Source organism: Photobacterium piscicola, assembly GCF_046058925.1.
Taxonomy (GTDB): domain Bacteria; phylum Pseudomonadota; class Gammaproteobacteria; order Enterobacterales; family Vibrionaceae; genus Photobacterium; species Photobacterium piscicola.
The window spans coordinates 783,946-808,198 of the sequence record NZ_CP175534.1 but is presented as its reverse complement, the minus strand read 5'-3'; the positions used below and the strand labels follow the sequence as shown (position 1 = coordinate 808,198).

Sequence of the window (24,253 nt, the reverse complement as noted above, 5' to 3'; positions counted from 1 at the left end):
AGGAGAAAACAATGATCAAGCTAGGTATTGTGATGGACCCTATCGAGTCTATCAATATCAAAAAAGATTCGACCTTTGCCATGATGATGGAAGCTCAACGTCGTGGTTGGGAATTACACTACATGGAAATGAGTGATCTTTCTTTAGAGCAAGGTGTCGCAATTGCACGTACTCGCACTGTAACTGTAAAAAAAGATCCAAACGATTGGTTTGAATTTCATAATGAGCAAGAGATTCCACTCGCGGATCTTGATGCGGTATTAATGCGAAAAGATCCTCCGTTTGATACTGAATACATTTATGCGACTTACATTCTTGAGCGCGCAGAAGATAACGGTGCATTAATCGTTAACAAACCGCAAAGCCTACGTGATTGTAATGAAAAATTATTTACCGCATGGTTCCCAGAACTAACGCCAACCACGATTGTGACCCGTCGTGCCGACAAACTAAAAGCATTCCATAAAGAACACGGTGATGTGATCCTAAAACCGCTTGATGGCATGGGTGGTTCGTCTATCTTCCGCGTAATGAAAAATGATCCTAACGTATCGGTGATAATCGAAACGCTAACCGCAATGGGTCAAAACTACTGTATGGCACAAACATTCGTGCCTGATATCAGTAACGGTGATAAGCGTATTTTAGTGGTTGATGGCGAACCAATGCCATACTGCCTTGCGCGTATTCCAGCTAAAGGTGAAACTCGCGGTAACTTGGCCGCTGGCGGTCGTGGTGAAGCGCGTCCAATTAGCGACACTGATCGTAAAATTGCAGAAACTGTTGCGCCAATTTTAAAACAGAAAGGCTTGATCTTTGTTGGTCTTGATGTGATTGGCGATAAACTCACTGAAATTAACGTAACCAGTCCAACCTGTATTTGTGAAATTGAAGCTGCATTTGATATTTCTATCACAGGTAAATTAATGGATGCGATTGAACGCCGTATTAACGCTAACTAAGATCACCTAAGCGCTAAACATCAGCCATAATCAAACCAAGAACGCAGCGATTATTTTTTATCGCTGCTTTTTATTATCAACACCATCATCGGTGCTGACGTGTATTTAATGGTGTTGTAAATGAACCTGACCAATTATTTTCTAGTGGCAATGCCCACTATGGAAGATCCAAATTTTAAGCATAGTGTCATTTATGTTTGTGAACATAATGATGAAGGTGCAATGGGTATCATCATTAATCAGCCGATTGAAATTTCAATTGTCGACATGCTTGATCAAATTAATATTGAACGTACACAACCATTAATTGACCCGATAAGTATTGAAGCGCCTGTACTTAATGGCGGGCCTGTCGCAGAAGATCGCGGCTTTGTATTACACTCGATTTCAGCTGATTATAACTCCAGTATTACTATCACGCCTCAACTTGCCGTTACCACCTCATTAGATATTTTGGCTCAACTGGGCACCCAGCAAGCACCACAACAGTTTATTGTGGCCCTTGGTTATGCGGGTTGGGATGTCGGTCAACTTGAGCAAGAATTAGCGAATAATAATTGGCTAACCATTGAAGCAGATAGCGATATTATTTTTTCCACTCCGATAGATCAGCGCTGGCAGCAAGCCCTTGCAAAATTGGGTATTAGCCCAGCGAATCTGTCATCAGATATAGGCCATGCATGAGTCAATCTCGCAGCGTATTAAGCTTTGATTACGGCACCAAAAGTATTGGTGTTGCTATCGGTCAAGAACTTACTGGTACTGCCAGTCCCCTCGCCGCTTTAAAAGCCAAAGATGGTATTCCTAATTGGGATGACATTGAAAAGATCCTTAAAGAATGGCAACCCGATTTAATCGTGGTGGGATTACCATTAGATCTTGAAGGTAAAGAACTAGAAACTATCGCACCACGGGCCAAGAAATTTGCTAATCGTATTCATGGTCGATTTGGTTACGCGGTTGAATTGCACGATGAACGTTTAAGTACTGTAGAAGCAAAAGCAGATTTATTTGAACGCGGTGGTTATCGTTCATTAAGTAAAGGTAACATCGATTCACAATCAGCCGTGGTCATTTTGGAAAGCTGGTTTGAGCGTCAATATGGCGCTTAATTTCATCTGATTTAACCTTTAAAAAATCAGCTATAAACCAATAAAAAAGACAAACGAAAATTATCGTTTGTCTTTTTTTTATGCAGTACAGCTTTTGCAAATAAGATCATCACAAAGCTGATCTCTATTTTTGAGCACCACTACTGTCTTACTCAAAGCCCTATGATTACTTGCTTGATCAGCTTGTACAGCTTTTGGATCATTTAAACCCAAAAGCTATTTTAGTAAACGTCATTTATTAGAATAAAAAACAAATAACATTAAAATCAATAAATTAAACAAAAAATACATTACTATCCATTGTGGCGATTAATTTCACCATGATGATCCTTTTGCAAAAGGATCATCATAGGCTTTATTAATTTTCTAATGCCACACCCGATAAGCTATTCAATGAATTAGCATCAGGATCACCCACTTTGATCATCAACCGTAAATCGTTAGCAGAGTCGGCGTGATGAAGTGCATCTTGCTCGCTGATCTTTCCTTCATTAAATAATGCATACAATGATTGATCAAACGTTCTCATTCCAGCTTCAGTCGATTTGGCCATTACACCTTTAATTTCATACAACTCACCGCGTCGAATTAAATCTGCCACTCGTGGTGTATTAAGTAATAACTCATACACACCATGACGCCCCTCTCCATTAGCATCTGCGATTAATTGCTGCGCCAAAATACATTTTAAATTAAGTGATAAATCAAATAAAAATTGATCACGTCGCTCTTTAGGCACTAAATGTAAAATACGTTCTAATGCTTGGTTAGCATTATTGGCATGCAAAGTTGCCATACATAAATGGCCCGTCTCAGCAAAATTCATCGCGTATTCCATGGTTTCACTAGTACGAATTTCACCGATTAAAATCATGTCTGGCGCTTGGCGTAAGGAGTTTTTTAGCGCCACTTCATAACTGGCAGTATCCAGTCCAACTTCGCGCTGAGTCACAATGCATTTGTTGTGCTTGTGAACAAATTCAATCGGATCTTCAACCGTTAAAATATGACCACTTCGATGCTGATTTCGATAACCTGTCATTGCCGCCATCGAGGTTGATTTTCCCGATCCCGTAGCACCAACAATAAGAACTAAACCTCGCTTTGAAAGTGCCAGTCGTTCCATATCTATGGGTAATTTCAAATCACTCATTTGTGGTATTTGGGTTTCAATACGACGAATCACCATTCCAGGTAATTCTTGTTGCCAAAAAGCACTGACACGAAATCGAAGGTCATTACGAACTAAAGCAAAATTAGCTTCTTTGGTGCTAAAAAATTCTTGTCTAAGGTTCGTATCCATAGCTTGATCAAATAGGCTATCAACACCACTTCGATTTAACACTTCACCGACACTATGTAAATTACCATCAATTTTTAATAAGCAAGCTGAAGCAACAGTGATGTATAAATCAGAAGCTTTTTTAGCTACCATTTGCTCAAGAATGTCATCTAACGTCATGTGGTTATTCCTTTAACTTTCTTAAAAATTGCTTTTGCTACGATCCAGAACACGACGTCCTTCTTCAGCTTCGACCATTCCTTGTGCCACCAGCATTTTTACACTTTGCTCCATAGTCTGCATGCCAAGTGAAGAACCGGTTTGAATCATTGAATACATCTGAGCAATTTTATCTTCACGGATTAAATTTCGAATAGCGGGGGTAGCCATCATCACTTCATGACAAGCAACTCGCCCACCAGAAGTACACTTCAATAAATTTTGAGCCACAACCGCGCGTAATGATTCAGATAACATTGAACGTACCATCGATTTATCATGGCCGGGAAAGACGTCAATAATACGATCGACCGTTTTAGCCGCTGAGCTAGTATGCAAGGTGCCTAAAACTAAATGTCCGGTTTCAGCCGCCGTTAATGCCAAACTAATCGTTTCTTGATCGCGCAACTCACCCACCACAATCACATCGGGATCTTCACGTAACGATGACCGCAGGGCATTTTGAAAGCTCAGCGTGTCACGATGCACTTCACGTTGGTTGATCAAACAACTTTTACTGGTATGGACAAATTCAATCGGATCTTCAATCGTCAAAATATGGCGTTGATAGTTGCTATTGATGTAATCTATTAAGGCGGCAATAGTGGTTGATTTACCCGAGCCCGTTGCGCCCGTCACTAACACGAGACCACGGTTAAGCTGGGCAATATCATAAAAAACCTCAGGCACATTCAATGATGCTAAAGTAGGAATATGAATAGGGATGGTACGCAGCACAGCAGAACAACCGCGCGATTGATGAAAAGCGTTAATCCTAAAACGGCCGATATCAGGTAATTCAAAAGAAAAATCGACTTCTAATTTTTCTTCATACTCTCGACGTTGGGCATCGTTCATAATATCAAAAATCAATCGATGCACTTCACTGTGAGTTAAAGCAGGCAAACTGAGCTTTCTTACATCGCCATCAACTCTTATCATTGGTGGAACACCCGCAGAAAGATGCAGATCTGATGCGTTATGCTTTACACTAAAATCGAGTAATTCGGTGATATCCATAAACAACTTTCCTCAAGAATCAATTATGAACAGTATCAAGCAAAATATTACACAGGTCATCAATGAGATGGCACTCGCAACTGAAAAATGCGGCAGAAACATCGATTCGGTGCAATTGTTAGCGGTAAGTAAGACCAAGCCCGTTGTAGCGATCGAACAAGCAATTGACGCAGGTCTGGTTGCTTTTGGTGAAAATTACGTTCAAGAAGGGGTTGATAAAGTCAATTACTTTGCGAGTCACCCCGCCGCGGAGAAATTAGTGTGGCATTTTATTGGTCCAATTCAGTCCAATAAGACTCGTCCCATCGCTGAGCATTTTGATTGGGTGCATTCAATTGATCGCCTTAAAACAGCGACACGCTTAAATGAACAACGACCAGCAACCATGGCACCGTTAAATGTGTTGTTACAAGTTAATACCAGTGGTGAAGCGAGTAAATCTGGTATCAATGCTGATGAAGCAATGGCACTTGCGGCGGAAATTGCCACCATGCCACGATTAGTTTTACGCGGATTAATGTCGATTCCACAACCTGAAACCGATTATGATAGTCAGTTCGCTGCATTTAAAAAACTGGCGGATTTATTAGAACAACTGAAGCCACACCATCCACAGCTAGATACACTATCAATGGGCATGAGTGGTGACATGGAAGCGGCAATTGCAGCTGGCAGCACTATGGTTCGAATTGGCACTGCTCTGTTTGGTGCACGTGATTACGGCAGCCAAGCTTAACAATAATTTTTAGATCTTAACGATAGTCTTCAATTACGGTCAACGACTCAGCCTACTTGTTTGCGCGTCGTACCAACAGCAAAGGATATTACATGGAACAGCGTTCTATCGCCTTTATCGGTGCCGGTAACATGGCCCGTTCAATCATCGCTGGATTAATTGCCAGTGGTTATGACGCGAGTAAAATTACCGCGACAGCGCCAAGCAAAACCCGTCTCGCACCGTTAAGCGCTGATTTTGGTATTCATACCGATAGTGATAACCTACGTGCAGCGCAACAAGCTGATGTCATCGTACTGGCAGTGAAACCACAATTAATGGCTGAAGTGTGTTTGCCATTGCAAGCGGTAGATTTCAGTAATAAATTAGTGATCTCTATTGCTGCAGGTATTAATAGTGCGCGGCTAGCAACCATGCTTGATAGCCAATTACACTTAGTACGCGTAATGCCAAACACACCAGCATTAATTGGTAAAGGCATGAGCGGTTTATATGCAGATGCAACATTAGCGCCGCAAGATCATCAGTTTGCCAGCCAGCTATTACAAGCCGTCGGGGAAATTTGCTGGGTTAAACAAGAAGCAGATATCAATGGTATTATTGCCGCAGCAGGCAGTGCGCCCGCTTACTTCTTCTTGTTTATGGAAGCGATTCAACAGCAAGCGATGGCACAAGGTTTTGATGAACAAACAGCACGACTGCTCGTTCAACAAACCGCATTAGGCGCAGCAGAAATGGTGCAAGCAAATCCTGACACGGATCTGGCTACACTACGTCAGCAAGTGACTTCTAAAGGTGGCACTACAGCAGAAGCGATTAATACGTTCAATCAGCATCATTTAACAGAAATCGTGGCTAAAGCAATGCAAGCTGCTGTTGCTCGTGCTCAAGAAATGGAACAATTGTTTTAAGGTTTAATTATGAATTCACTCGCTTTTTTAATTACCACAGTCTTTGATCTCTACATCATGATTGTGTTGCTACGTGTTTGGTTACAATGGTCACGAGCAGATTTTTATAACCCGTTCTCACAATTTATTGTCAAAGCAACTCAACCAGTTGTGGCACCGCTACGTCGTGTGATCCCATCAGTGGGTTCATTTGATATGGCAACCATCTTGTTTGGTTACCTATTGTGTGTGGCTAAGTTTGTTTTACTGCAATTGGCGCTAACAGGTGGAGCATCAGCATTTAGTCCAATGTTCTTATTCTTTGGTCTATTAGCATTCTTAAAAGCCGCTGGCGGTTTATTATTCTGGGTACTATTAATTCGTGCCATTTTAAGTTGGGTAAGCCAAGGTCGCAGCCCAATGGAATATGTCATGCACCAACTAACAGAACCACTAATGGCACCGATTCGTCGCGTTCTGCCAGCGATGGGTGGTCTTGATTTAAGTATTCTGGTGATCTTCTTAGGCTTGCAGTTTGCTAACTATTTAATGGGTGATTTAATTGGTCCAATTTGGTTCCAGTTATGAGTGATAATGCTGTATTTCGCCAAGGTGATGATGTCGTTATTCGACTTTACATTCAACCTAAAGCCAGCCGTGATCAAATAGTTGGTCTGCATGGTGGTGAAGTTAAAATTGCCATTACAGCCCCCCCGGTTGATGGTAAAGCGAATGCACATTTAGCCAAATACTTAGCCAAGCAATTTAAAGTAGCAAAAGGATTAGTGCACGTGGAAAAAGGCTTTCAAGGTCGCCATAAGCAAATCCGTATCGAAGATCCTAAGCAGATCCCTGAAACTATCGCTAATTTAATGCAATAGCTTTGCTGCCAGTTACTATTGTTAAAAAAGCGAATATCATTCTGATGTTCGCTTTTTTTATATTCAATCATCCCTCATAACATAACCTTGCTGAGTGCTCGACTTTGTTATTATTCCCACAACGGCTATCATAGCGGCCATTAACGAATGAACGTTTTCAAAAGGCATCAATATGAGCAAACTGGTACTGGCAACAGGCAATCAAGGCAAAGTAAAAGAAATGGCTTCCCTACTTGCTGACTTTGGATTTGATGTGGTCGCTCAAAGCGATTTTAATGTTTCAGAAGTAGCAGAAACAGGCACCACGTTTATTGAAAATGCGATCATCAAAGCGCGCCATGCTGCCAAAGAAACTGGTTGTGCTGCGATTGCTGATGATTCAGGACTTGAGGTTGATTTCCTACAAGGTGCGCCGGGTATTTATTCAGCTCGTTTTGCCGGTGAAGGTGCAACGGATGCCGAAAACATTGATAAATTACTTGCAGCAATGGACGGTGTTCCAGAAGCACAACGTAGTGCGCGTTTCCATTGTGTCTTAGTGATGATGCGCCATGAAAATGATCCTACACCGCTAGTGTGTCATGGCTCGTGGGAAGGTAGTATTTTAACTGAACGTCATGGCGACAATGGCTTTGGTTATGATCCGATTTTCTGGGTACCTGAAGATCAATGTGCTTCAGCGCAACTTGACCCAAGTCGTAAAAAGCAACTATCACACCGTGGTAAAGCACTTCAACAACTTTTCAGTGCACTAAAAGGCTAACTCATGCTTGTTCCTCCACCACTCAGCTTATATGTTCACATTCCTTGGTGTGTCCAAAAGTGCCCCTATTGCGACTTTAATTCGCATGCGCTAAAAACTGAATTGCCAGAACTTGATTATATTGATGCGCTCATTGATGATCTCGAAACCGATCTGATGGCATATCAATTAGTGAATGGTCAACGACCACTGCATTCAATTTTTATTGGTGGTGGTACGCCAAGTTTAATTTCTCCCTCTGAAATTGGTCGCTTACTGGCCGCCATTGAAAGCCGTATTCCATTTAGTGACACTATTGAAATCACCATGGAAGCCAATCCAGGTACGGTTGAAGCCGGACGCTTTGATGGTTATCGTCAAGCAGGGGTAAACCGAATTTCAATTGGCATTCAAAGTTTCCAAGACGATAAATTACAACGTTTAGGCCGTATTCATGGCAGCCAAGAAGCAATTAAAGCAATTGAACTGGCAAAATCTGCCGAATTAAACAGTTTTAATACTGATCTGATGCATGGCTTACCTGATCAATCTATTACTGATGCGATCAGCGATCTTAAGCAAGCGATCGCACTCGATCCACCACATTTGTCTTGGTATCAACTTACGATTGAACCCAATACCCTGTATTACTCAAAACCACCGACATTACCTGATGACGATGATTTATGGGATATTTTTGAGCAAGGTCATTCCTTGCTAACTGCTGCGGGTTACCAGCAATATGAAATTTCTGGTTACAGTAAGCCCGGAAAGCAATGCCAACATAATCTTAATTATTGGCGCTTTGGCGATTACTTAGGTATTGGCTGTGGCGCGCATGGAAAAATCAGTTTTGATGATGGGCGTATTATTCGCACCGTAAAGGTCAAACATCCTCGTGGATATTTACAAGCGAATAAGCCTTATTTAAGCGAGCAAATTGCGGTGGCTGATAGCGAACGTCCATTTGAGTTTTTCATGAACAGATTTCGATTATTAGAAGCGTGTCCAAAGCAAGACTTCATTGATCGTACTGGTTTACCGTTGACGACCATTGAAGCCAATATTGATTGGGCAATTGAGCAAAATTATTTACAAGATAATGGCGATCAATGGCAGATCACCGAGCATGGTAAATTATTCTTAAATGATTTATTAGCCGCTTTTGTTGAAGACGATGAATAATTAACCCACTCGTAAATCTTCAATATCTCTCATCAAAATAATCAAAAAAAGCGATCTCATCCTGTGAATCGCTTTTTTTAGTTACCGCTCATCAAAGATCAAAATAACTAAGCTGCTTATTCTAAACTGACACTCCGCCAGTTTTTCAACGCTGGAATCTGTTGTCGAATTTGATTTTCTTTATCAATACGCACTGCCGCAAAATTACATAGCGTCGTATCAATATGTTGACCATGAGATAAAACATATGGCAAATCAGTGGTGATCGTCTGATAGTATTGTGCCAATAATTCAGTTTGTTGCGGGCCTAAATTTACTTTATGAATATCAAAATAAAGCTGACCATTATCTTTAATCGTAAAGGTCTGTGTGTCTTGCTCTAGTATTAATTTTTCATCGGTAAAACTGACATTATTTTGCCACAATGGCTGACACTCGACAGCCATAACGGATGAACTAATGCTCAATCCAAATAACAACCCACAGCCATTTTTTATATATCGTTTAATATTCATAAATAATACTCGCTTCCCTGAAAAAGTGGGTTGCGACATATCATTTCGATATATACCCACTAAAAAATAGAACGTCCAATCCGTGCTGATAACTTTTCTAATGCTGCGGTACCCACCAGAGAATTCCCTGATTGATCCAATTCTGGCGACCACACCGCTATTGTCATTTCTCCCGGTACAATCGCTACAATACCGCCACCAACACCTGATTTACCCGGCATACCAACGCGGTAAGCAAACTCGCCCGCGCCATCATATAACCCGCATGTCGCAAGCAATGCATTTATATGCTTACTTTGAGTTTGGCTAATAATTGGCGTTTTTGCACCTAAAGGCTGACCTTTATTTGCTAAATAAGAAAATGTACGCGCTAAATCGACGCAACTCATTTTTAATGCACAGTAGCTAAAGTAGTTATTTAACACTGGCATGACTTCATTATTGAAGTTACCAAATGACCGCATCAGATAAGCAATCGAAGCATTACGATCACTGTGTTGCATCTCTGAGTTCGCTACAATTTTGTCGTAAACAATCTGTGGGTTACAGGATAATTCACGTACTAATTCAAGCATGCGATATTGCGGCGCACACAAGCGGCTATACAACATGTCAGAAATCACAATCGCGCCGGGATTAATAAATGGATTTCGAGGAATACCATTTTCTAATTCCAACTGAATCATTGAATTAAATGCCTGACCTGAAGGCTCTTTCCCTACTCGCGCCCATAACTCATCGGGTTCATAAAGTGCCATCGCTAATGTCAGTGATAAAACTTTGGAGATTGATTGAATAGAAAAGCTTTCTTGGCTATCGCCAGCTTGAATAATTTCACCATCGTTATAACACACAGCAATGCCTAATTTATTCGCAGGAACTTCAGCTAAAGCTGGAATATAGTTAGCGACTTTCCCTTGACCAATCAATGGTCTAACTTCATCTAAAATGCCATTGAGTAAGGTCTCTGTCGGCTTCATTTATTTCATCTCCAATAACAAAAAAGCCAACAAAAGTTGGCTTTCTAAATAAATAACGCAATCACTGCTGTCACTCTACTCGACGGTCACAGCAATCTCTGCAATTATTCAGTACGCATGTACTTCATATCCCATACGCCATGACCTAGGCGATGACCACGTGCTTCAAACTTAGTTAAAGGACGATCTTCAGGGCGAGCAATGTAAGCACCATCAGTGGCAGTATTTTTGTAGCCAGGTGCCGCATCCATTACTTCAACCATATGCTCTGCGTAGTTTTCCCAATCAGTTGCCATATGGAAAATACCACCAATTTTAAGCTTTTTACGTAGCATTTCAGCAAATTCAGGCTGAACAATACGGCGCTTATGGTGACGTGCTTTATGCCATGGGTCAGGGAAGAACAACTGTACCATATCAAGGCTGCCATCAGGAATCATGTGTTCAAACACTTCCACACCGTCATGACACATTACGCGTAAGTTAGTTAAATTAGCCGCTTCAGCGCCCATCAAACAGTGACCTACACCTGGACTATGAACTTCAATACCCACATAGTTTTTCTCTGGCGCAGCTTGTGCCATTTCAACTAATGATGCACCCATGCCAAAGCCAATTTCTAACACAACTGGCGCTTCACGGTTAAAGACTTGTGTCCAGTCAAGCATTTCAGTGGCGAAATCAATACCCATGGCTGGCCAGTTTTTTTCCATCGCATGTTCTTGACCCTTGGTTAAACGGCCTTCACGACGAACAAAACTACGGATCTTACGAACCATTTTGCCTTCATCGGTAAATTCAGTCAGAGTTACGTCACCTGACTTTTTTGAAACTTCGCTCATGCTAACTATCCAAACAAAAAAAGAAACGGAACGGCATTATCCAAACTTATAGGCTCAATTCAAGTCTATCAAGTGTGACAATCGCCAGTTTATGATGCAATCTTAGTCAATAACGTCATTATAGACGCCATAACATTGATGACTTGCAGTATAAGGGATCGTTCCCACGGACTCCAATTTTCCGCAAGATCATTCCATAATAAAGCGCAAGCTGGCATTTTTTAAGCCCATTAAGTAAAGTGAGTTCACCGTGAGTACAGCTTTTTCCGACGCTATTCTAGCGTGGTATGATAAATTCGGTCGAAAAACCCTTCCATGGCAACATCAAAAGACCCCCTACAAAGTATGGCTATCTGAAATCATGCTGCAACAAACCCAAGTTGCAACAGTGATCCCTTATTTTGAACGTTTTATGGCACGCTTTCCAACGGTGGCAGATCTTGCCGCAGCCGAGCAAGATGAAGTGTTACATTTATGGACGGGCTTGGGCTATTACGCTCGAGCACGCAATCTTCACAAAGCAGCCCAATTAATTGTCGCTGAGCATAATGGCGAATTTCCGACAACGATTGCAGAAGTTGAAGCCCTGCCGGGTATTGGACGCTCAACCGCCGGTGCAGTGTTATCGCTATCATTAAAACAGCACCATTCGATTTTAGATGGCAACGTTAAGCGTACTTTAGCGCGCTGTTATGCGATTGAAGGTTGGCCGGGGAAAAAAACCGTTGAAAATGCGTTGTGGGACATAGCCATTGAAAATACGCCACCGATGGGTGTCGAACGCTATAATCAAGCGATGATGGATATGGGCGCGATGATTTGTACTCGCAGCAAACCTAAATGCGATTTGTGCCCCATTGAGGCCCAATGTATTGCAAAAGCTCAACAGCGTCAGACAGAATTTCCGGGAAAGAAACCTAAAAAAGTAATGCCTGAAAAGCAAACTTGGTTCGCGATTTTACGTTATGGCGACAAAGTATGGCTGGAACAACGCCCACAAGTGGGTATTTGGGGCGGCTTATGGTGCTTCCCGCAACATGATAGTGACGATCTCGATGATCTGTTATTGCAGCAATTAGGTCAGCCGCAAACACTGATCGCCAGCCAACAACAGCTAATAGCATTCAGACACACCTTTAGTCATTATCACCTCGATATTGTGCCCGTTTTATTTACCTTAAACACACTCCCTGATGTGATCCATGAGCGCCAAGGACAATGGTATGATCTCCATGATCCCGCTAAAATAGGCCTTGCAGCGCCAGTGCAAAAGATCCTTGATGGGCTGTTATACCTTTAGCTATAAATAAATTTATCACTAGTTACATTTTCACCTCATAAGATCCGCTTTTATGATGTCATTTTAAAATGTAACTAGTTACTATCTTTACCCCCTAACCTATTATTAATCCATTCTATTATGAAAAAATTAAGCTACTTCTTCGCCACTATTCTAACAAGTTGTTCTTTTTTCGCATCCGCAGCGCAAACGATTGCTATCGTTGGTGCTATGGATGCTGAAATTACCAATTTACTGCCACATATTAAAAACAAGCACACAGTTACTATCGGTCAACATCTGTATTATCAAGGACAAATCGGTAAACATTCGGTTGTTGTCACTCGTTCAGGTGTCGGTAAAGTGAATGCTGCCGTCACAACCACAACGTTAATACGTGAATTTAAAGTCGATAAATTGATCTTTACAGGTATTGCCGGCGCGGCAGCATCTCAACTATCACCAACCGATGTTGTGGTTTCAACCGCATTGGTACAACATGATGTCGATTTAACCGTTTTTGGTAATAAACCCGGTCACATGGATGGATTTGATGATCGCTACTTTTATGCAGATCCACAATTAACCGCTCAAGCATTTGCGGCAGCACAACGGGTTCTTGATAATCAAAAAGTATTTCAAGGAATTATTGCAACAGGTGATCAATTCATTGCTGATAAACAAAAAGTAAAGTTTATTCATAATGAATTCAATGCAATGGCTATTGAAATGGAAGGTGCGGCAGTGGCACAAGTTGCCTTTATGTTTAACAAACCATTTGTTGTTATTCGTACCATTTCAGACAAAGCTGATGGATCAGCACACTTTGACTACCCTAAATTAAAACAAATAACCGCTGATAATTCCGTAGCGATCACCTTAGCTATGCTAGACACTCATTAAACCATACCAACCCAGCAAACCGTGTAATCCACACTGATTACACGGTTGTTATTCCTGTCTCGACCCTAGCCGCTACTGGCCGAGTCTGGTATAACTATTGCTATAAATACAGCAATTATAGATACAGCCATCTCGCTGTAATTTAATAATGAATGCATAAGGAATATTCCATGAGCCGTACTGTTTTTTGTGTCCGTCTACAGCAAGAAGCTGAAGGTCTAGATTTTCAATTGTACCCAGGTGAACTTGGCCAACGCATTTTTGATACGGTATCAAAGCAAGCATGGGCACAATGGCAAGCCAAGCAAACCATGCTAATCAATGAAAAAAAACTCAATATGATGAATCCTGAACATCGTCAATTACTTGAGACAGAAATGGTGAATTTTTTGTTTGAAGGTAAAGATGTAGTGATTGATGGTTATACACCACCAGAAAAATAACATTTAAATCAAATAGATATTCCGCCGTAATCTCAACGGCGGAAAGTACTAAAAATGTAAAAAATCACGCCACAACGAACAAAAAGCCAACACTCAAACATAATAATCGTTTTTTATTAAAAAAAGAGTTGACGAAAAGGCTCAAAACCCTTTTAATAGCGCCCCGTTGCCTTGATAGCTCAGTCGGTAGAGCAGAGGATTGAAAATCCTCGTGTCGGTGGTTCGATTCCGCCTCGAGGCACCATTTCTTCTCTTTTGAAGTTTGGTGTTAAGCAACGATAAAATCTGTTCCCTCTTAGTTCAGTTGGTAGAACGCCGGACTGTTAATCCGTATGTCACTGGTTCAAGTCCAGTAGAGGGAGCCACTATTTATTTCTTGGCTCAATAGAGCGGAGAGATTACAGAATTAATGTGCCGACTTAGCTCAGTAGGTAGAGCAACTGACTTGTAATCAGTAGGTCACCAGTTCGACTCCGGTAGTCGGCACCATTTATTCTCTTACTTTGGTAAGAAATGCAACAATGGCAATTATATTGCTGTGTTTGCCTTGATAGCTCAGTCGGTAGAGCAGAGGATTGAAAATCCTCGTGTCGGTGGTTCGATTCCGCCTCGAGGCACCATATTAAAATTTGATACGATTCGTCGTGTTGAATAGTAAAAGTTAATTCCCTCTTAGTTCAGTTGGTAGAACGCCGGACTGTTAATCCGTATGTCACTGGTTCAAGTCCAGTAGAGGGAGCCAAATTTATTTCTTCACTCAATAGAGTAAAGGAATATAAAAGAATTAATGTGCCGACTTAGCTCAGTAGGTAGAGCAACTGACTTGTAATCAGTAGGTCACCAGTTCGACTCCGGTAGTCGGCACCATTTATTCTCTTACTTCGGTAAGAAATGCAACAATAGCAATTATATTGCTGTGTTTGCCTTGATAGCTCAGTCGGTAGAGCAGAGGATTGAAAATCCTCGTGTCGGTGGTTCGATTCCGCCTCGAGGCACCATATTAAAATTTGATACGATTCGTCGTGTTGAATAGTAAAAGTTAATTCCCTCTTAGTTCAGTTGGTAGAACGCCGGACTGTTAATCCGTATGTCACTGGTTCAAGTCCAGTAGAGGGAGCCAAACAAGAAAACCTTGTCGAAAGACAAGGTTTTTTTTCGTCTGTACTTTAGTGAAACAAACTTTATTGATCAAATCTTTGACTCCCTACTCGATAATTCCCTCTTAGTTCAGTTGGCGGCACTTTATGAGAAGCTTGGCGGACTGCTAATCCGTATGTCACTGGTTCAAGTCCAGTAGAGTGAAGCCAAACAAGAAAACCTTGTCGAAAGACAAGGTTTTTTTTCGTCTGTACTTTAATAAAATTCCCTTCTCGAAAGCTGAGGTACGGACTATCCGCGATCTATTCACAGCGTGATTGAGCCTAAAAGACACCAGCCAAAATAATCAATCCACAACGCGCGAATAGTAGATTCCCTATCTCGTTCGTAACCTCACTGTAGGGAATGACGGGATAGCCCATCATTCACATCTCGAAAGCTGAGGTACAAGGGCTATCCGCGATCTATTCACAGCGTGATTGAGCCTAAAAGACACCAGCCAAAATAATCAATCCACAACGCGCGAATAGTAGATTCCCTATCTCGTTCGTAACCTCACTGTAGGGAATGACGGGATAGCCCATCATTCACATCTCGAAAGCTGAGGTACAAGGGCTATCCGCGATCTATTCACAGCGTGATTGAGCCTAAAAGATGCCAGCCAAAAACAATCACTCTACAACGCGCGAATAGTAGATTCCCTATCTCGTTCGTAACCTCACTGTAGGGAATGACGGGGTAGCCCATCATTCACATCTCGAAAGCTGAGGTACAAGGGCTATCCGCGATCTATTCACTGCGTGATTGAGCCTAAAAGACACCAGCCAAAACAATTAATCTACAACGCGCGAATAGTAGATTCCCTATCTCGTTCGTAACCTCACTGTAGGGAATGACGGGGTTAGTTTGGCATTCATTTAGCCCATTATTCACATACCGAAAGTTGAGGAACAAGGCTATCCGTGATCTACTCACAGCATGATTGAGCCCAAAAGACACCAGCCAAAACAATCAATCCACAACGCGCGAATAGTAGATTCCCTATCTCGTTCGTAACCTCACTGTAGGGAATGACGAGGTAAGACTTGTATGCCACCTCAAAAATGTCGCAGCTTATTATCCGCGATCTATTCACAACGTGATTGAGCCTAAAAGATGCCAGCCAAAACAATCACTCTACAACGCGTGAACAGTAGATTCCCTATCTCGTTCGTAACCTCACTGTAGGGAATGACGGGGTTAGTTTGGCATTCATTTAGCCCATGATTCACATACCGAAAGTTGAGGAACAAGGCTATCCGCGATCTATTCATAACGTGATTGACCCAAAAAGACACCAGCCAAAACAATCAATCCACAACGCGAGTAGATTCCCTATCATCCTTGCGGGTATTTACTATAAAAAATGACGATGATTGCTATCCGCGTAAGCATAAAAATACCAGTCAAAAATAATTAATCGCCGTGTGAGAGAACAATGAGGATCACTTTTGACGGTTTTCAGTATTAATTATTCTTTTTCAAAGACTAAAATTTGTTATTTTTTATGCTTACACTCACTTTTTAACGCTCACTATCGAATTGGTATTAATAGTGTCGATAACTACAAAAACATATAAAACCAAACATTCACGTTCAAAATACCAACAATAAGAACAAAAAAGATAATGTTAGTAACTATTTAAAAAAAAACCATTGACGAAAAGGTCAAAAACCTTTTTAATGCGCTCCGTTGCCTTGATAGCTCAGTCGGTAGAGCAGAGGATTGAAAATCCTCGTGTCGGTGGTTCGATTCCGCCTCGAGGCACCATTTCTTCTCTTTTGAAGTTTGGTGTTAAGCAACAATAAAATCTGTTCCCTCTTAGTTCAGTTGGTAGAACGCCGGACTGTTAATCCGTATGTCACTGGTTCAAGTCCAGTAGAGGGAGCCACTATTTATTTCTTGGCTCAATAGAGCGGAGAGATTACAGAATTAATGTGCCGACTTAGCTCAGTAGGTAGAGCAACTGACTTGTAATCAGTAGGTCACCAGTTCGACTCCGGTAGTCGGCACCATTTATTCTCTTACTTCGGTAAGAAATGCAACAATAGCAATTACATTGCTGTGTTTGCCTTGATAGCTCAGTCGGTAGAGCAGAGGATTGAAAATCCTCGTGTCGGTGGTTCGATTCCGCCTCGAGGCACCATATTAAAATTTGATACGACTCGTCGTGTTGAATAGTAAAAGTTAATTCCCTCTTAGTTCAGTTGGTAGAACGCCGGACTGTTAATCCGTATGTCACTGGTTCAAGTCCAGTAGAGGGAGCCAAATTTATTTCTTCACTCAATAGAGTAAAGGAATATAAAAGAATTAATGTGCCGACTTAGCTCAGTAGGTAGAGCAACTGACTTGTAATCAGTAGGTCACCAGTTCGACTCCGGTAGTCGGCACCATTTATTCTCTTACCTCGGTAAGAAATGCAACAATAGCAATTATATTGCTGTGTTTGCCTTGATAGCTCAGTCGGTAGAGCAGAGGATTGAAAATCCTCGTGTCGGTGGTTCGATTCCGCCTCGAGGCACCATATTAAAGATAATGACTTAGCTCATTATTTAAAAAGAATTTAGTGTGCCGACTTAGCTCAGTAGGTAGAGCAACTGACTTGTAATCAGTAGGTCACCAGTTCGACTCCGGTAGTCGGCACCATCTTTTGAAAACCTCATCTTTGATGAGGTTTTTTTTCGTCTGGAGAAAAGAGGAACGGGTTCGAGGGTTCGAGGGTTCGAGGGTTCGAGGGTTCGAGGGTTCGAGGGTTCGAGGGTTCGAGGGTTCGAGGGTTCGAAATTTTTAACACCAGCAATATTATTGTCAATAATAATCTTGCTACTGCCCTTATTCGTCTCTAAAAAACTCGTCCCTGCTGTTACGCCTATCTTCTGCTCTTCCTCGTCTCTAAAAACCTCGTCCCTGCTATTACGCCTATCTTCAGCTCTTCCTCGTCTCTAAAAAACTCGTCCCTGCTGTTACACCTATCTTCAGCTCTTCCTCGTATCTAAAAACCTCGTCCCTGCTATTACGCCTATCTTCAGCTCTTCCTCGTCTCTAAAAAACTCGTCCCTGCTGTTACCCCTATCTTCAGCTATTCCTCGTCTCTAAAAAACTCGTCCCTGCTGTTACACCTATCTTTTGCCCTTTCTCGTCTCTAAAAAACTCGTCCCTGCTGTTACCCCTATCTTCAGCTCTTCCTCGTCTCTAAAAAACTCGTCCCTGCTGTTACCTCTCTTCTACTCACCCGCAAACATATGTTTAATCCATGTTGCGGGCTGATTATCATGGCACTTCGCTTTTAAATCCCCATTGCGATCCCATGCAGGTAACGCAACATTACCATTACAATCAAACCGCAGACTGCCATTTGATGTTCGCTGATACTTAATCGTCGTAATGTAAGGTGGCCAGCCAATATTTAACGGCACCGGTTGACGGCGAGCAAGATAATCAGCATAAACCCGTAATGCACCACTAGAGCCCGTCAAACGCACAGGGGTGTTATCATCCCTTCCAACCCATACTACGCCAACCTCGCGACCATCAGCCCCAGCAAACCAACTATCACGGTTATTATCCGTTGTTCCCGTTTTACCCGCTAACTTAGCCGAACTAAATTTACTCTGAAGAAAACGGGCAGTGCCTTGGCTAACCACTTTTTTCATATCATAAGTTGTCAACCAAGCTGCTTGCTCAGGAACCACTTGCTCAATCTTAGACTGATGTTGGTACAGGACTCGTCCTCGACTATCAACAACGGCATCCAAGCTGTATAGCGGCGCTTTACGGCCGTTATTGGTAATACTCTGGAACATTTGTGCAACTTCAAACGGTGATAAACTAAATGCGCCTAATAATATTGAGGGTAAGTGTGGAATCTCATCCCGCTTAACCCCCAGTTTAGCCATGGTGTTAATCACCGTTCCTAACCCGACTTTTAAACCTAAATTTACCGTCGGCACATTTAATGAATGCGCTAAAGCATAATATAACGGCACTTGACCACGAAATTTACGATCATAGTTTCTTGGTCGCCACGATGTGCCCTTACTGCCCTTTAGCACAATGGCACTATCATTTAGTGTTGTCGCCAAAGTAAACTTCTGTGGCTGACTCAACGCTGCTAAATAAACAGCAGGCTTAGCAAGCGAGCCTATTTGACGACTGGCATCCAGCGCACGGTTAAATCCAGCGTAGCCAGGACGGCTACCACCAATCAGTGCTCTTACTGCACCATATTGACGATCAACCACTACCATTGCCGTTTCAACGTTGACACCAGCTTTTTTATTTAACCGTGGCACCATCACCGCAATGGTTTTTTCTGCGGCTTGTTGCGACACTGGATCAAGAGTACTGAAAATACGTAATCCTTTACCTGATTTGTAAATATCACCAACATCTTGTTCTAGTTCACGTTGCAATTGTTGAAAATACGCTGGCTGACGACTGGCTATCTTAGGGGTCTTTTGAATACCTAATGGCTCTGATACGGCTTTTTCATATTCAGCACCTGTAAGGTAATTATTTTTCAGCAGTAACATCAACACTAAATCACGACGTTTCATGGTGCGTTCCGGATGACGCCACGGATTAAATTGTGATGGCCCTTTCACCATTCCAACCAACATCGCGAGTTGATCTGGTCGCAGTTCTTCTAACGGACGCCCAAAATAAAAGCGTGCTGCAAGAGGGAAACCATGCACTTCTTTGGCACCATTCTGCCCAAGATAAATTTCATTTAAATAAGCTTCTAAAATCCGATCTTTACTGTAACGATAATCAATAATAACGGCGATATACGCTTCACGTACTTTGCGCCATAAACTACGTTCACGGCTTAAAAATAAATTTTTCGCTAACTGCTGAGTCAGCGTACTGCCCCCTTGCACGGTATGTCCCGCTTTGAGGTTAACCACCACCGCCCGTAAAATTGCCAGCGGTGACACTCCTTCATGCTGATAAAAATCACGATCTTCGGTTGTTAGCAGTGCATCGATTAATAATGGTGGAAATTGATCCCGCGCCATGAAGATCCGTTGCTCATTACCTGTAAGCCCTAACATCCCTAATAGCTTTGGTTCTATCTTGAGGGTTTTTAATGATTTCTTGGTTGTCAGATCGGTAATGGTAGCCAGAGTGCCGCCTGAAAAAGTCAGCATGACATGTTGTTGCGGCTGCGGATCATCAACAAACTTAAAGGGACGACGCATTAATTCAATGCGGGTTGACGATGCAGAATACTCGCCCATACGCTGGGGCGTTGCTACTTTATGATATTGCAATACATTCAATTCATGGCGAACATCACTTAAGGTCATTGCTTGACCCGCATGTAAGGTCAGCACACGACCATAGACAACCGAAGGTAGATCCCAAATTTGGCCATCCATTTTATTGCGTACCACCGTATCTAAATAGATACCAATAACCAATAAAATAGCGATCACAACTAGCATTATTTTAAAACTTAAACGCCCAAGTTTTCGCAGCCATGGATGAGGCGTGGCGTCTTTTTTAGAAGGCTTTTTTTTTGCGGGCGTTTTTTTTGCTGCTGGTTTTTTAGGAGATGCTTTTTTTGCTGCAGGTTTTAACGCCGCTTTTTTTTTCGAAGGCGAGGGAGTTTTCGCGGGTGTTTTTTTAGGTTGCGACAACTTAATCATAATCAATCAACTACCATCATTCCTATATTTAAGCTGGCAGCAATAACACTGCCCAGCATCATTAATGTAAATTTACCGTAACACTATACCTGATTATATATACAGGTATCGAGCTTGTTTATCGTCATTAAAGGTATTTTTTAATTTTGCGGGTTGGAATATGATTTGCAGGATCATCAGGCCATGGATGCTTGGGATAACGCCCTTTCATTTCTTTTTGAACGTCCTTGTATGATCCCGACCAAAAACCCGCTAAATCTTGCGTGATCTGCAATGGTCGTTGCGCTGGTGATAACAACTCCAGCACTAAAGCCACTTTACCGTTAGCGATAGTCGGCGTTGTTGGCTCACCAAACATTTCTTGTAACTTAACCGCCAACACGGGTTGTTGCTGTTCTTGATAACGGATCGTTATATTTGATCCCGTTGGCACTTGATAATGGGTTGGCAATAATTGATCGAGTTGTTGTTTATTATTCCAACCAAGATAAGCTTCTAGTGCCATCGCCATATTGACTTTTTGTAAGCCTTTTAACGTCGTAATCCCGTTTAGATAAGGCAATAACCATTGTTCCGCATTAAAGAGTAAACTCGCCTCGTCTAACGCTGGCAAACCAAGTTCAGGTAACCATTGATTGGCACAACGACCACGAATCAATAATGCATTGGCTTTTTCTGTCCAATGTAAAACACTCAATCCTTTACGTTTAACTGCGTTGAGTAATGCTTCACTGGCTAATGCGGGATCTGGCGTGGCAGCAAGGCTACGCGCGACAATTAATTTGCCACAATAAATTCGATGCTCAGCACTTAAACGGCCTTTTTTATCATCCCAATCGAGCCAATCACATTCAGTAAACAATAACGGTAAGGTTTGTTGTAATACACTGACGTCAGCTGCAATGGCTGAGAAAATACGACTATCACCTTGACGGGTTTTAACAACATCAGCCACCACTAACAATGGTTGAGAAGCAAGGCCTTGGCTACTATCAAGTCCTACCCCTTGACCATTGGCTAACTGATAACGACCATCATCAGTGCGGGACTGCGCAATACGATCAGGAAAACCAACCGCAAGTAAAATAGCCGCCCAATGATTATTAACCTTGAGCGGTGTATTTTTAGATACCGCTAGCGTTGTAAGGTGTTGTTGCGCCCGTTGCAAATAAGCATGACTTCTAGCGAGTTTCTTGGTCTCAAGTAAGTGCAGCTGAAACGCTAAATCTGGATTATCAATCCCACGTGGTGGATCTTCTAATAACGCCACCAGCATTGCTGCTGTCGTTACAATAGTGAGATCTTGTTGCTGATGTGCGCTTTGTTGAGCAAAAGCCAGCATTGCACCATGACGTGGATCTGCGCCTATAGTTTGCATCACTTGCCCACGTGGTGTTTGCTGACCACGTTCATCAATCGCGCCTAATTGCTGCAATAATTGCTGAGACTGTTGCAATGCAATCATTGGTGGCACATCTAGCCATTGTAAGTCTTGTGGATCATGACATCCCCATTGCACCAACTCCATCGCCAGCGCGGTTAAATCACTGCGCAAAATTTCAGGTTGAGGTGTTGCTGGTTGACGTTGTAATAATTCCTCACTGTACATCCGTAAACAAATACCCGCTTCTAAGCGTCCAGCACGACCCGCACGCTGCTCTGCCGATGATTGAGCAATACGTACTTGCTGTAAGCGACTAATCCCTGTTTTTGGCTCCCACTGTGCGATCCGTTCAAAACCACTATCAACCACTAATCGAATTCCCTCAATGGTCAAACTGGTTTCGGCAATATTGGTCGCCAGTACTACTTTGCGTTGACCAATTGGAGTAGGATTAATGGCTTGCTGTTGTTGTTCGATGGGTAACTGACCATACAACGGACAAATATTGATAGGGCTATTGTTATTGGTTGTCGATAAACGTGCAGCCAATGCTTGCGCGAGGCGTTTTATTTCACCAACACCGGGTAAGAACGCTAATACCGAACCGGATTCTTGCGCGAGTAACTGGCTAATCGCAGCCGCCATGTGATCAATTACATCCCGAGGGTCATTAACATGTTGGTAGCGATATTCCACCGGAAAACAACGTCCTTGTGACTCAACATAAGCCGCTGTAGGAAGTAGCTGCGCCAATGCGGTTTGATCTAGAGTGGCTGACATTACCAATAATTGTAAATCATCCCGCAGGGCTTGCTGAACCTCAATCGCTAACGCTAATGCAGTATCGGCATGAATACTGCGCTCATGAAACTCATCAAAAATAATTAGCCCAATTCCAGCCAGTTCGGGATCATGCTGCAACATTCGCGTCATAACGCCTTCCGTCACAATCTCTAACCGTGTTTGGGCACTGACTTTAGTTTCACCACGCACTCGTAAGCCAACAGTTTGACCAACACCTTCACCCAATTGCTGCGCCAAATAACTCGCAATGTTTCTCGCCGCTAACCGTCGCGGCTCCAACATAATAATTCGCCCCTCGATGGTATTTATTTCCAACAACGCCAATGGCAAACGGGTTGATTTACCCGCCCCTGGTGGAGCTTTTAAAATTATTTGAGTATGGTTAGCGAGTGCCGCAAACAAAGTAGCTAAAACGTCATCAATAGGGAGTTGTGACAAGGGCGTCACCTTATGTCATGATCAAAACAGAATCACATTGTAACGAAAGCCTACCGACAACTAAAAATAATAATCCATACTTGAGGCCAAAATGAAATTTGCTCCGCCACTACACGCAGCCACTTTAATTAAACGTTACAAACGCTTCTTAGCTGATATCACATTAGATGATGGTGAGATTAGAACCATTCACTGCGCCAATACTGGTGCGATGACGGGGTGTGCAGAACCTGGGACCACGGTGTGGTATTCAACCTCTGATAATAAAAAACGCAAATACCCTAACAGCTGGGAATTAGCGCAAACAAAGCACAATGATTGGATTTGTGTTAACACCATTCAAGCCAATCATCTGGTTAAAGAAGCGATAGAACAACAACGTATCATTGAACTCAATGGTTACGATAATTTACGTACTGAAGTGAAATACGGTACTGAAAATAGTCGCATTGATTTATTACTTGAATCACAAACTCGTCAGCCCTGCTATATTGAAGTAAAAAGTGTGACTCTGCTGGCTGATAATGGCCAAGGTTATTTTCCAGATGCGGTTACTACTCGTGGTCAAAAACATTTACGCGAACTGACCGAAATGGCACAACAAGGATCACGAGCGATTTTATTTTTTGCGGTGTTACATACGGGAATTAATCAGGTCAATGTTGCGCAGCATATTGATCCAGAATACGCGCGATTATTACACCAAGCTATCAGTGCGGGAGTGGAAATTCTTTGCTATCGAGCAACTATCAATGCTGCTGAAATAAAACTCGAAGACTGTATACAATTTCAGCATTTGACATAAAAAATGCTGTTTTCTTCACATTGACGTAGAATTGAAGTTATA

General features: G+C 42.2%; 21 protein-coding genes and 17 tRNA genes. 31 read left to right on the top strand and 7 right to left on the bottom strand.

Annotated elements, in window-relative coordinates; genetic code table 11:
* The first annotated feature begins 11 nt into the window (after positions 1–11).
* The 3 genes from gshB (at position 12) to ruvX (ending at position 2,074) form a co-directional block, all read left to right on the top strand.
* A complete protein-coding gene (gene gshB / locus ACJZU6_RS03965; RefSeq protein WP_080158256.1) occupies positions 12–962 on the top strand; it encodes a glutathione synthase in 951 nt (316 codons plus the stop codon).
* 120 nt (positions 963–1,082) lie between these two features.
* Entirely contained in the window at positions 1,083–1,646 is a 564-nt protein-coding gene (locus ACJZU6_RS03960; protein ID WP_080158257.1) for a YqgE/AlgH family protein, read from the top strand.
* Positions 1,643–2,074 carry a Holliday junction resolvase RuvX gene (gene ruvX / locus ACJZU6_RS03955; RefSeq protein WP_036793273.1) on the top strand — a complete coding sequence of 144 codons (432 nt, stop codon included), beginning with the start codon at positions 1,643–1,645 and terminating at the stop codon, positions 2,072–2,074. Before ACJZU6_RS03960 ends, ruvX begins: the two co-directional genes overlap by 4 nt.
* Before the next feature lie 358 nt (positions 2,075–2,432).
* Here ruvX and ACJZU6_RS03950 read toward each other — a convergent pair whose 3' ends face one another.
* Positions 2,433–3,536 (bottom strand): PilT/PilU family type 4a pilus ATPase, encoded by a 1,104-nt coding sequence (locus ACJZU6_RS03950; RefSeq protein WP_408900677.1) that lies wholly within the window; start codon positions 3,534–3,536, stop codon positions 2,433–2,435.
* A 21-nt stretch (positions 3,537–3,557) separates the two neighbouring features.
* Positions 3,558–4,595 (bottom strand): type IV pilus twitching motility protein PilT, encoded by a 1,038-nt coding sequence (locus tag ACJZU6_RS03945; RefSeq protein ID WP_080158259.1) that lies wholly within the window; start codon positions 4,593–4,595, stop codon positions 3,558–3,560.
* Positions 4,596–4,620: 25 nt separating this feature from the next.
* Here ACJZU6_RS03945 and ACJZU6_RS03940 point away from each other — a divergent pair, with 25 nt between their 5' ends.
* The 6 genes from ACJZU6_RS03940 to hemW all read left to right on the top strand — a co-directional run bounded on the left by ACJZU6_RS03940 (position 4,621) and on the right by hemW (position 9,029).
* Positions 4,621–5,331 (top strand): YggS family pyridoxal phosphate-dependent enzyme, encoded by a 711-nt coding sequence (locus ACJZU6_RS03940; RefSeq protein WP_408900676.1) that lies wholly within the window; start codon positions 4,621–4,623, stop codon positions 5,329–5,331.
* 92 nt (positions 5,332–5,423) lie between these two features.
* Positions 5,424–6,242, top strand: a complete 819-nt coding sequence (proC, locus tag ACJZU6_RS03935) for a pyrroline-5-carboxylate reductase (protein ID WP_080158261.1) — start codon at positions 5,424–5,426, stop codon at positions 6,240–6,242.
* A 9-nt stretch (positions 6,243–6,251) separates the two neighbouring features.
* Positions 6,252–6,809: a YggT family protein gene (locus ACJZU6_RS03930; RefSeq protein ID WP_080158262.1), complete on the top strand. Its 558-nt coding sequence runs from the start codon at positions 6,252–6,254 to the stop codon at positions 6,807–6,809.
* The gene (yggU, locus tag ACJZU6_RS03925) at positions 6,806–7,102 is read left to right on the top strand and encodes a DUF167 family protein YggU (protein WP_045037795.1); all 297 of its coding nucleotides are present in this window, start codon (positions 6,806–6,808) and stop codon (positions 7,100–7,102) included. Before ACJZU6_RS03930 ends, yggU begins: the two co-directional genes overlap by 4 nt.
* 172 nt (positions 7,103–7,274) lie before the next feature.
* Positions 7,275–7,865 (top strand): XTP/dITP diphosphatase, encoded by a 591-nt coding sequence (locus ACJZU6_RS03920; RefSeq protein WP_080158263.1) that lies wholly within the window; start codon positions 7,275–7,277, stop codon positions 7,863–7,865.
* A 3-nt stretch (positions 7,866–7,868) separates the two neighbouring features.
* Entirely contained in the window at positions 7,869–9,029 is a 1,161-nt protein-coding gene (gene hemW, locus ACJZU6_RS03915) for a radical SAM family heme chaperone HemW (protein WP_408900675.1), read from the top strand.
* 116 nt (positions 9,030–9,145) lie between these two features.
* Here hemW and ACJZU6_RS03910 read toward each other — a convergent pair whose 3' ends face one another.
* The 3 genes from ACJZU6_RS03910 to trmB form a co-directional block, all read right to left on the bottom strand.
* On the bottom strand, positions 9,146–9,544 hold the full coding sequence (locus ACJZU6_RS03910) for a DUF2884 family protein (protein ID WP_158258949.1): 399 nt from the start codon (positions 9,542–9,544) through the stop codon (positions 9,146–9,148).
* 59 nt (positions 9,545–9,603) lie between these two features.
* Complete coding sequence (gene glsB, locus ACJZU6_RS03905) at positions 9,604–10,524, bottom strand: glutaminase B (RefSeq protein WP_080158266.1); 921 nt, start codon at positions 10,522–10,524, stop codon at positions 9,604–9,606.
* 104 nt (positions 10,525–10,628) lie between these two features.
* Positions 10,629–11,366: a tRNA (guanosine(46)-N7)-methyltransferase TrmB gene (gene trmB / locus ACJZU6_RS03900; protein WP_080158267.1), complete on the bottom strand. Its 738-nt coding sequence runs from the start codon at positions 11,364–11,366 to the stop codon at positions 10,629–10,631.
* A gap of 250 nt (positions 11,367–11,616) precedes the next feature.
* Here trmB and mutY point away from each other — a divergent pair, with 250 nt between their 5' ends.
* The 20 genes from mutY to ACJZU6_RS03800 all read left to right on the top strand — a co-directional run bounded on the left by mutY (position 11,617) and on the right by ACJZU6_RS03800 (position 17,775).
* Positions 11,617–12,666, top strand: a complete 1,050-nt coding sequence (mutY, locus tag ACJZU6_RS03895) for an A/G-specific adenine glycosylase (RefSeq protein ID WP_408900674.1) — start codon at positions 11,617–11,619, stop codon at positions 12,664–12,666.
* Between the two features lie 120 nt (positions 12,667–12,786).
* Positions 12,787–13,548 carry a 5'-methylthioadenosine/adenosylhomocysteine nucleosidase gene (locus ACJZU6_RS03890; protein WP_408900673.1) on the top strand — a complete coding sequence of 254 codons (762 nt, stop codon included), beginning with the start codon at positions 12,787–12,789 and terminating at the stop codon, positions 13,546–13,548.
* A 170-nt stretch (positions 13,549–13,718) separates the two neighbouring features.
* Positions 13,719–13,991, top strand: a complete 273-nt coding sequence (locus tag ACJZU6_RS03885; RefSeq protein WP_080158270.1) for an oxidative damage protection protein — start codon at positions 13,719–13,721, stop codon at positions 13,989–13,991.
* Between the two features lie 168 nt (positions 13,992–14,159).
* A tRNA-Phe gene (locus ACJZU6_RS03880) sits at positions 14,160–14,235 on the top strand.
* 45 nt (positions 14,236–14,280) lie between these two features.
* Positions 14,281–14,356: transfer RNA gene (locus ACJZU6_RS03875), tRNA-Asn, on the top strand.
* A gap of 48 nt (positions 14,357–14,404) precedes the next feature.
* Positions 14,405–14,480 (top strand) — tRNA-Thr (locus ACJZU6_RS03870).
* Between the two features lie 55 nt (positions 14,481–14,535).
* Positions 14,536–14,611, top strand: a tRNA-Phe gene (locus tag ACJZU6_RS03865).
* A gap of 46 nt (positions 14,612–14,657) precedes the next feature.
* Positions 14,658–14,733: transfer RNA gene (locus ACJZU6_RS03860), tRNA-Asn, on the top strand.
* Positions 14,734–14,782: 49 nt separating this feature from the next.
* A tRNA-Thr gene (locus tag ACJZU6_RS03855) sits at positions 14,783–14,858 on the top strand.
* A 55-nt stretch (positions 14,859–14,913) separates the two neighbouring features.
* Positions 14,914–14,989: transfer RNA gene (locus tag ACJZU6_RS03850), tRNA-Phe, on the top strand.
* Between the two features lie 46 nt (positions 14,990–15,035).
* A tRNA-Asn gene (locus ACJZU6_RS03845) sits at positions 15,036–15,111 on the top strand.
* Positions 15,112–15,206: 95 nt separating this feature from the next.
* A tRNA-Ser gene (locus ACJZU6_RS03840) sits at positions 15,207–15,298 on the top strand.
* A 1,525-nt stretch (positions 15,299–16,823) separates the two neighbouring features.
* A tRNA-Phe gene (locus tag ACJZU6_RS03835) sits at positions 16,824–16,899 on the top strand.
* Between the two features lie 45 nt (positions 16,900–16,944).
* Positions 16,945–17,020, top strand: a tRNA-Asn gene (locus ACJZU6_RS03830).
* 48 nt (positions 17,021–17,068) lie between these two features.
* Positions 17,069–17,144 (top strand) — tRNA-Thr (locus ACJZU6_RS03825).
* 55 nt (positions 17,145–17,199) lie between these two features.
* Positions 17,200–17,275, top strand: a tRNA-Phe gene (locus ACJZU6_RS03820).
* A 46-nt stretch (positions 17,276–17,321) separates the two neighbouring features.
* Positions 17,322–17,397, top strand: a tRNA-Asn gene (locus tag ACJZU6_RS03815).
* A 49-nt stretch (positions 17,398–17,446) separates the two neighbouring features.
* Positions 17,447–17,522: transfer RNA gene (locus ACJZU6_RS03810), tRNA-Thr, on the top strand.
* 55 nt (positions 17,523–17,577) lie between these two features.
* A tRNA-Phe gene (locus tag ACJZU6_RS03805) sits at positions 17,578–17,653 on the top strand.
* A 46-nt stretch (positions 17,654–17,699) separates the two neighbouring features.
* A tRNA-Thr gene (locus ACJZU6_RS03800) sits at positions 17,700–17,775 on the top strand.
* Between the two features lie 578 nt (positions 17,776–18,353).
* Here the strand turns inward: ACJZU6_RS03800 and mrcB are convergent.
* A complete protein-coding gene (mrcB, locus tag ACJZU6_RS03795; RefSeq protein WP_408900672.1) occupies positions 18,354–20,576 on the bottom strand; it encodes a penicillin-binding protein 1B in 2,223 nt (740 codons plus the stop codon).
* Positions 20,577–20,622: 46 nt separating this feature from the next.
* Here mrcB and ACJZU6_RS03790 point away from each other — a divergent pair, with 46 nt between their 5' ends.
* Positions 20,623–20,826, top strand: coding sequence for a hypothetical protein (locus tag ACJZU6_RS03790; RefSeq protein ID WP_408900671.1), 204 nt, complete (start codon positions 20,623–20,625; stop codon positions 20,824–20,826).
* 81 nt (positions 20,827–20,907) lie between these two features.
* Here ACJZU6_RS03790 and hrpB read toward each other — a convergent pair whose 3' ends face one another.
* Positions 20,908–23,406 carry an ATP-dependent helicase HrpB gene (gene hrpB / locus ACJZU6_RS03785; RefSeq protein WP_408900670.1) on the bottom strand — a complete coding sequence of 833 codons (2,499 nt, stop codon included), beginning with the start codon at positions 23,404–23,406 and terminating at the stop codon, positions 20,908–20,910.
* A gap of 91 nt (positions 23,407–23,497) precedes the next feature.
* On the opposite strand from hrpB, the gene sfsA reads away from it, so the two are divergent.
* Complete coding sequence (gene sfsA, locus ACJZU6_RS03780) at positions 23,498–24,211, top strand: DNA/RNA nuclease SfsA (protein ID WP_408900669.1); 714 nt, start codon at positions 23,498–23,500, stop codon at positions 24,209–24,211.
* Positions 24,212–24,253 lie beyond the last annotated feature (42 nt).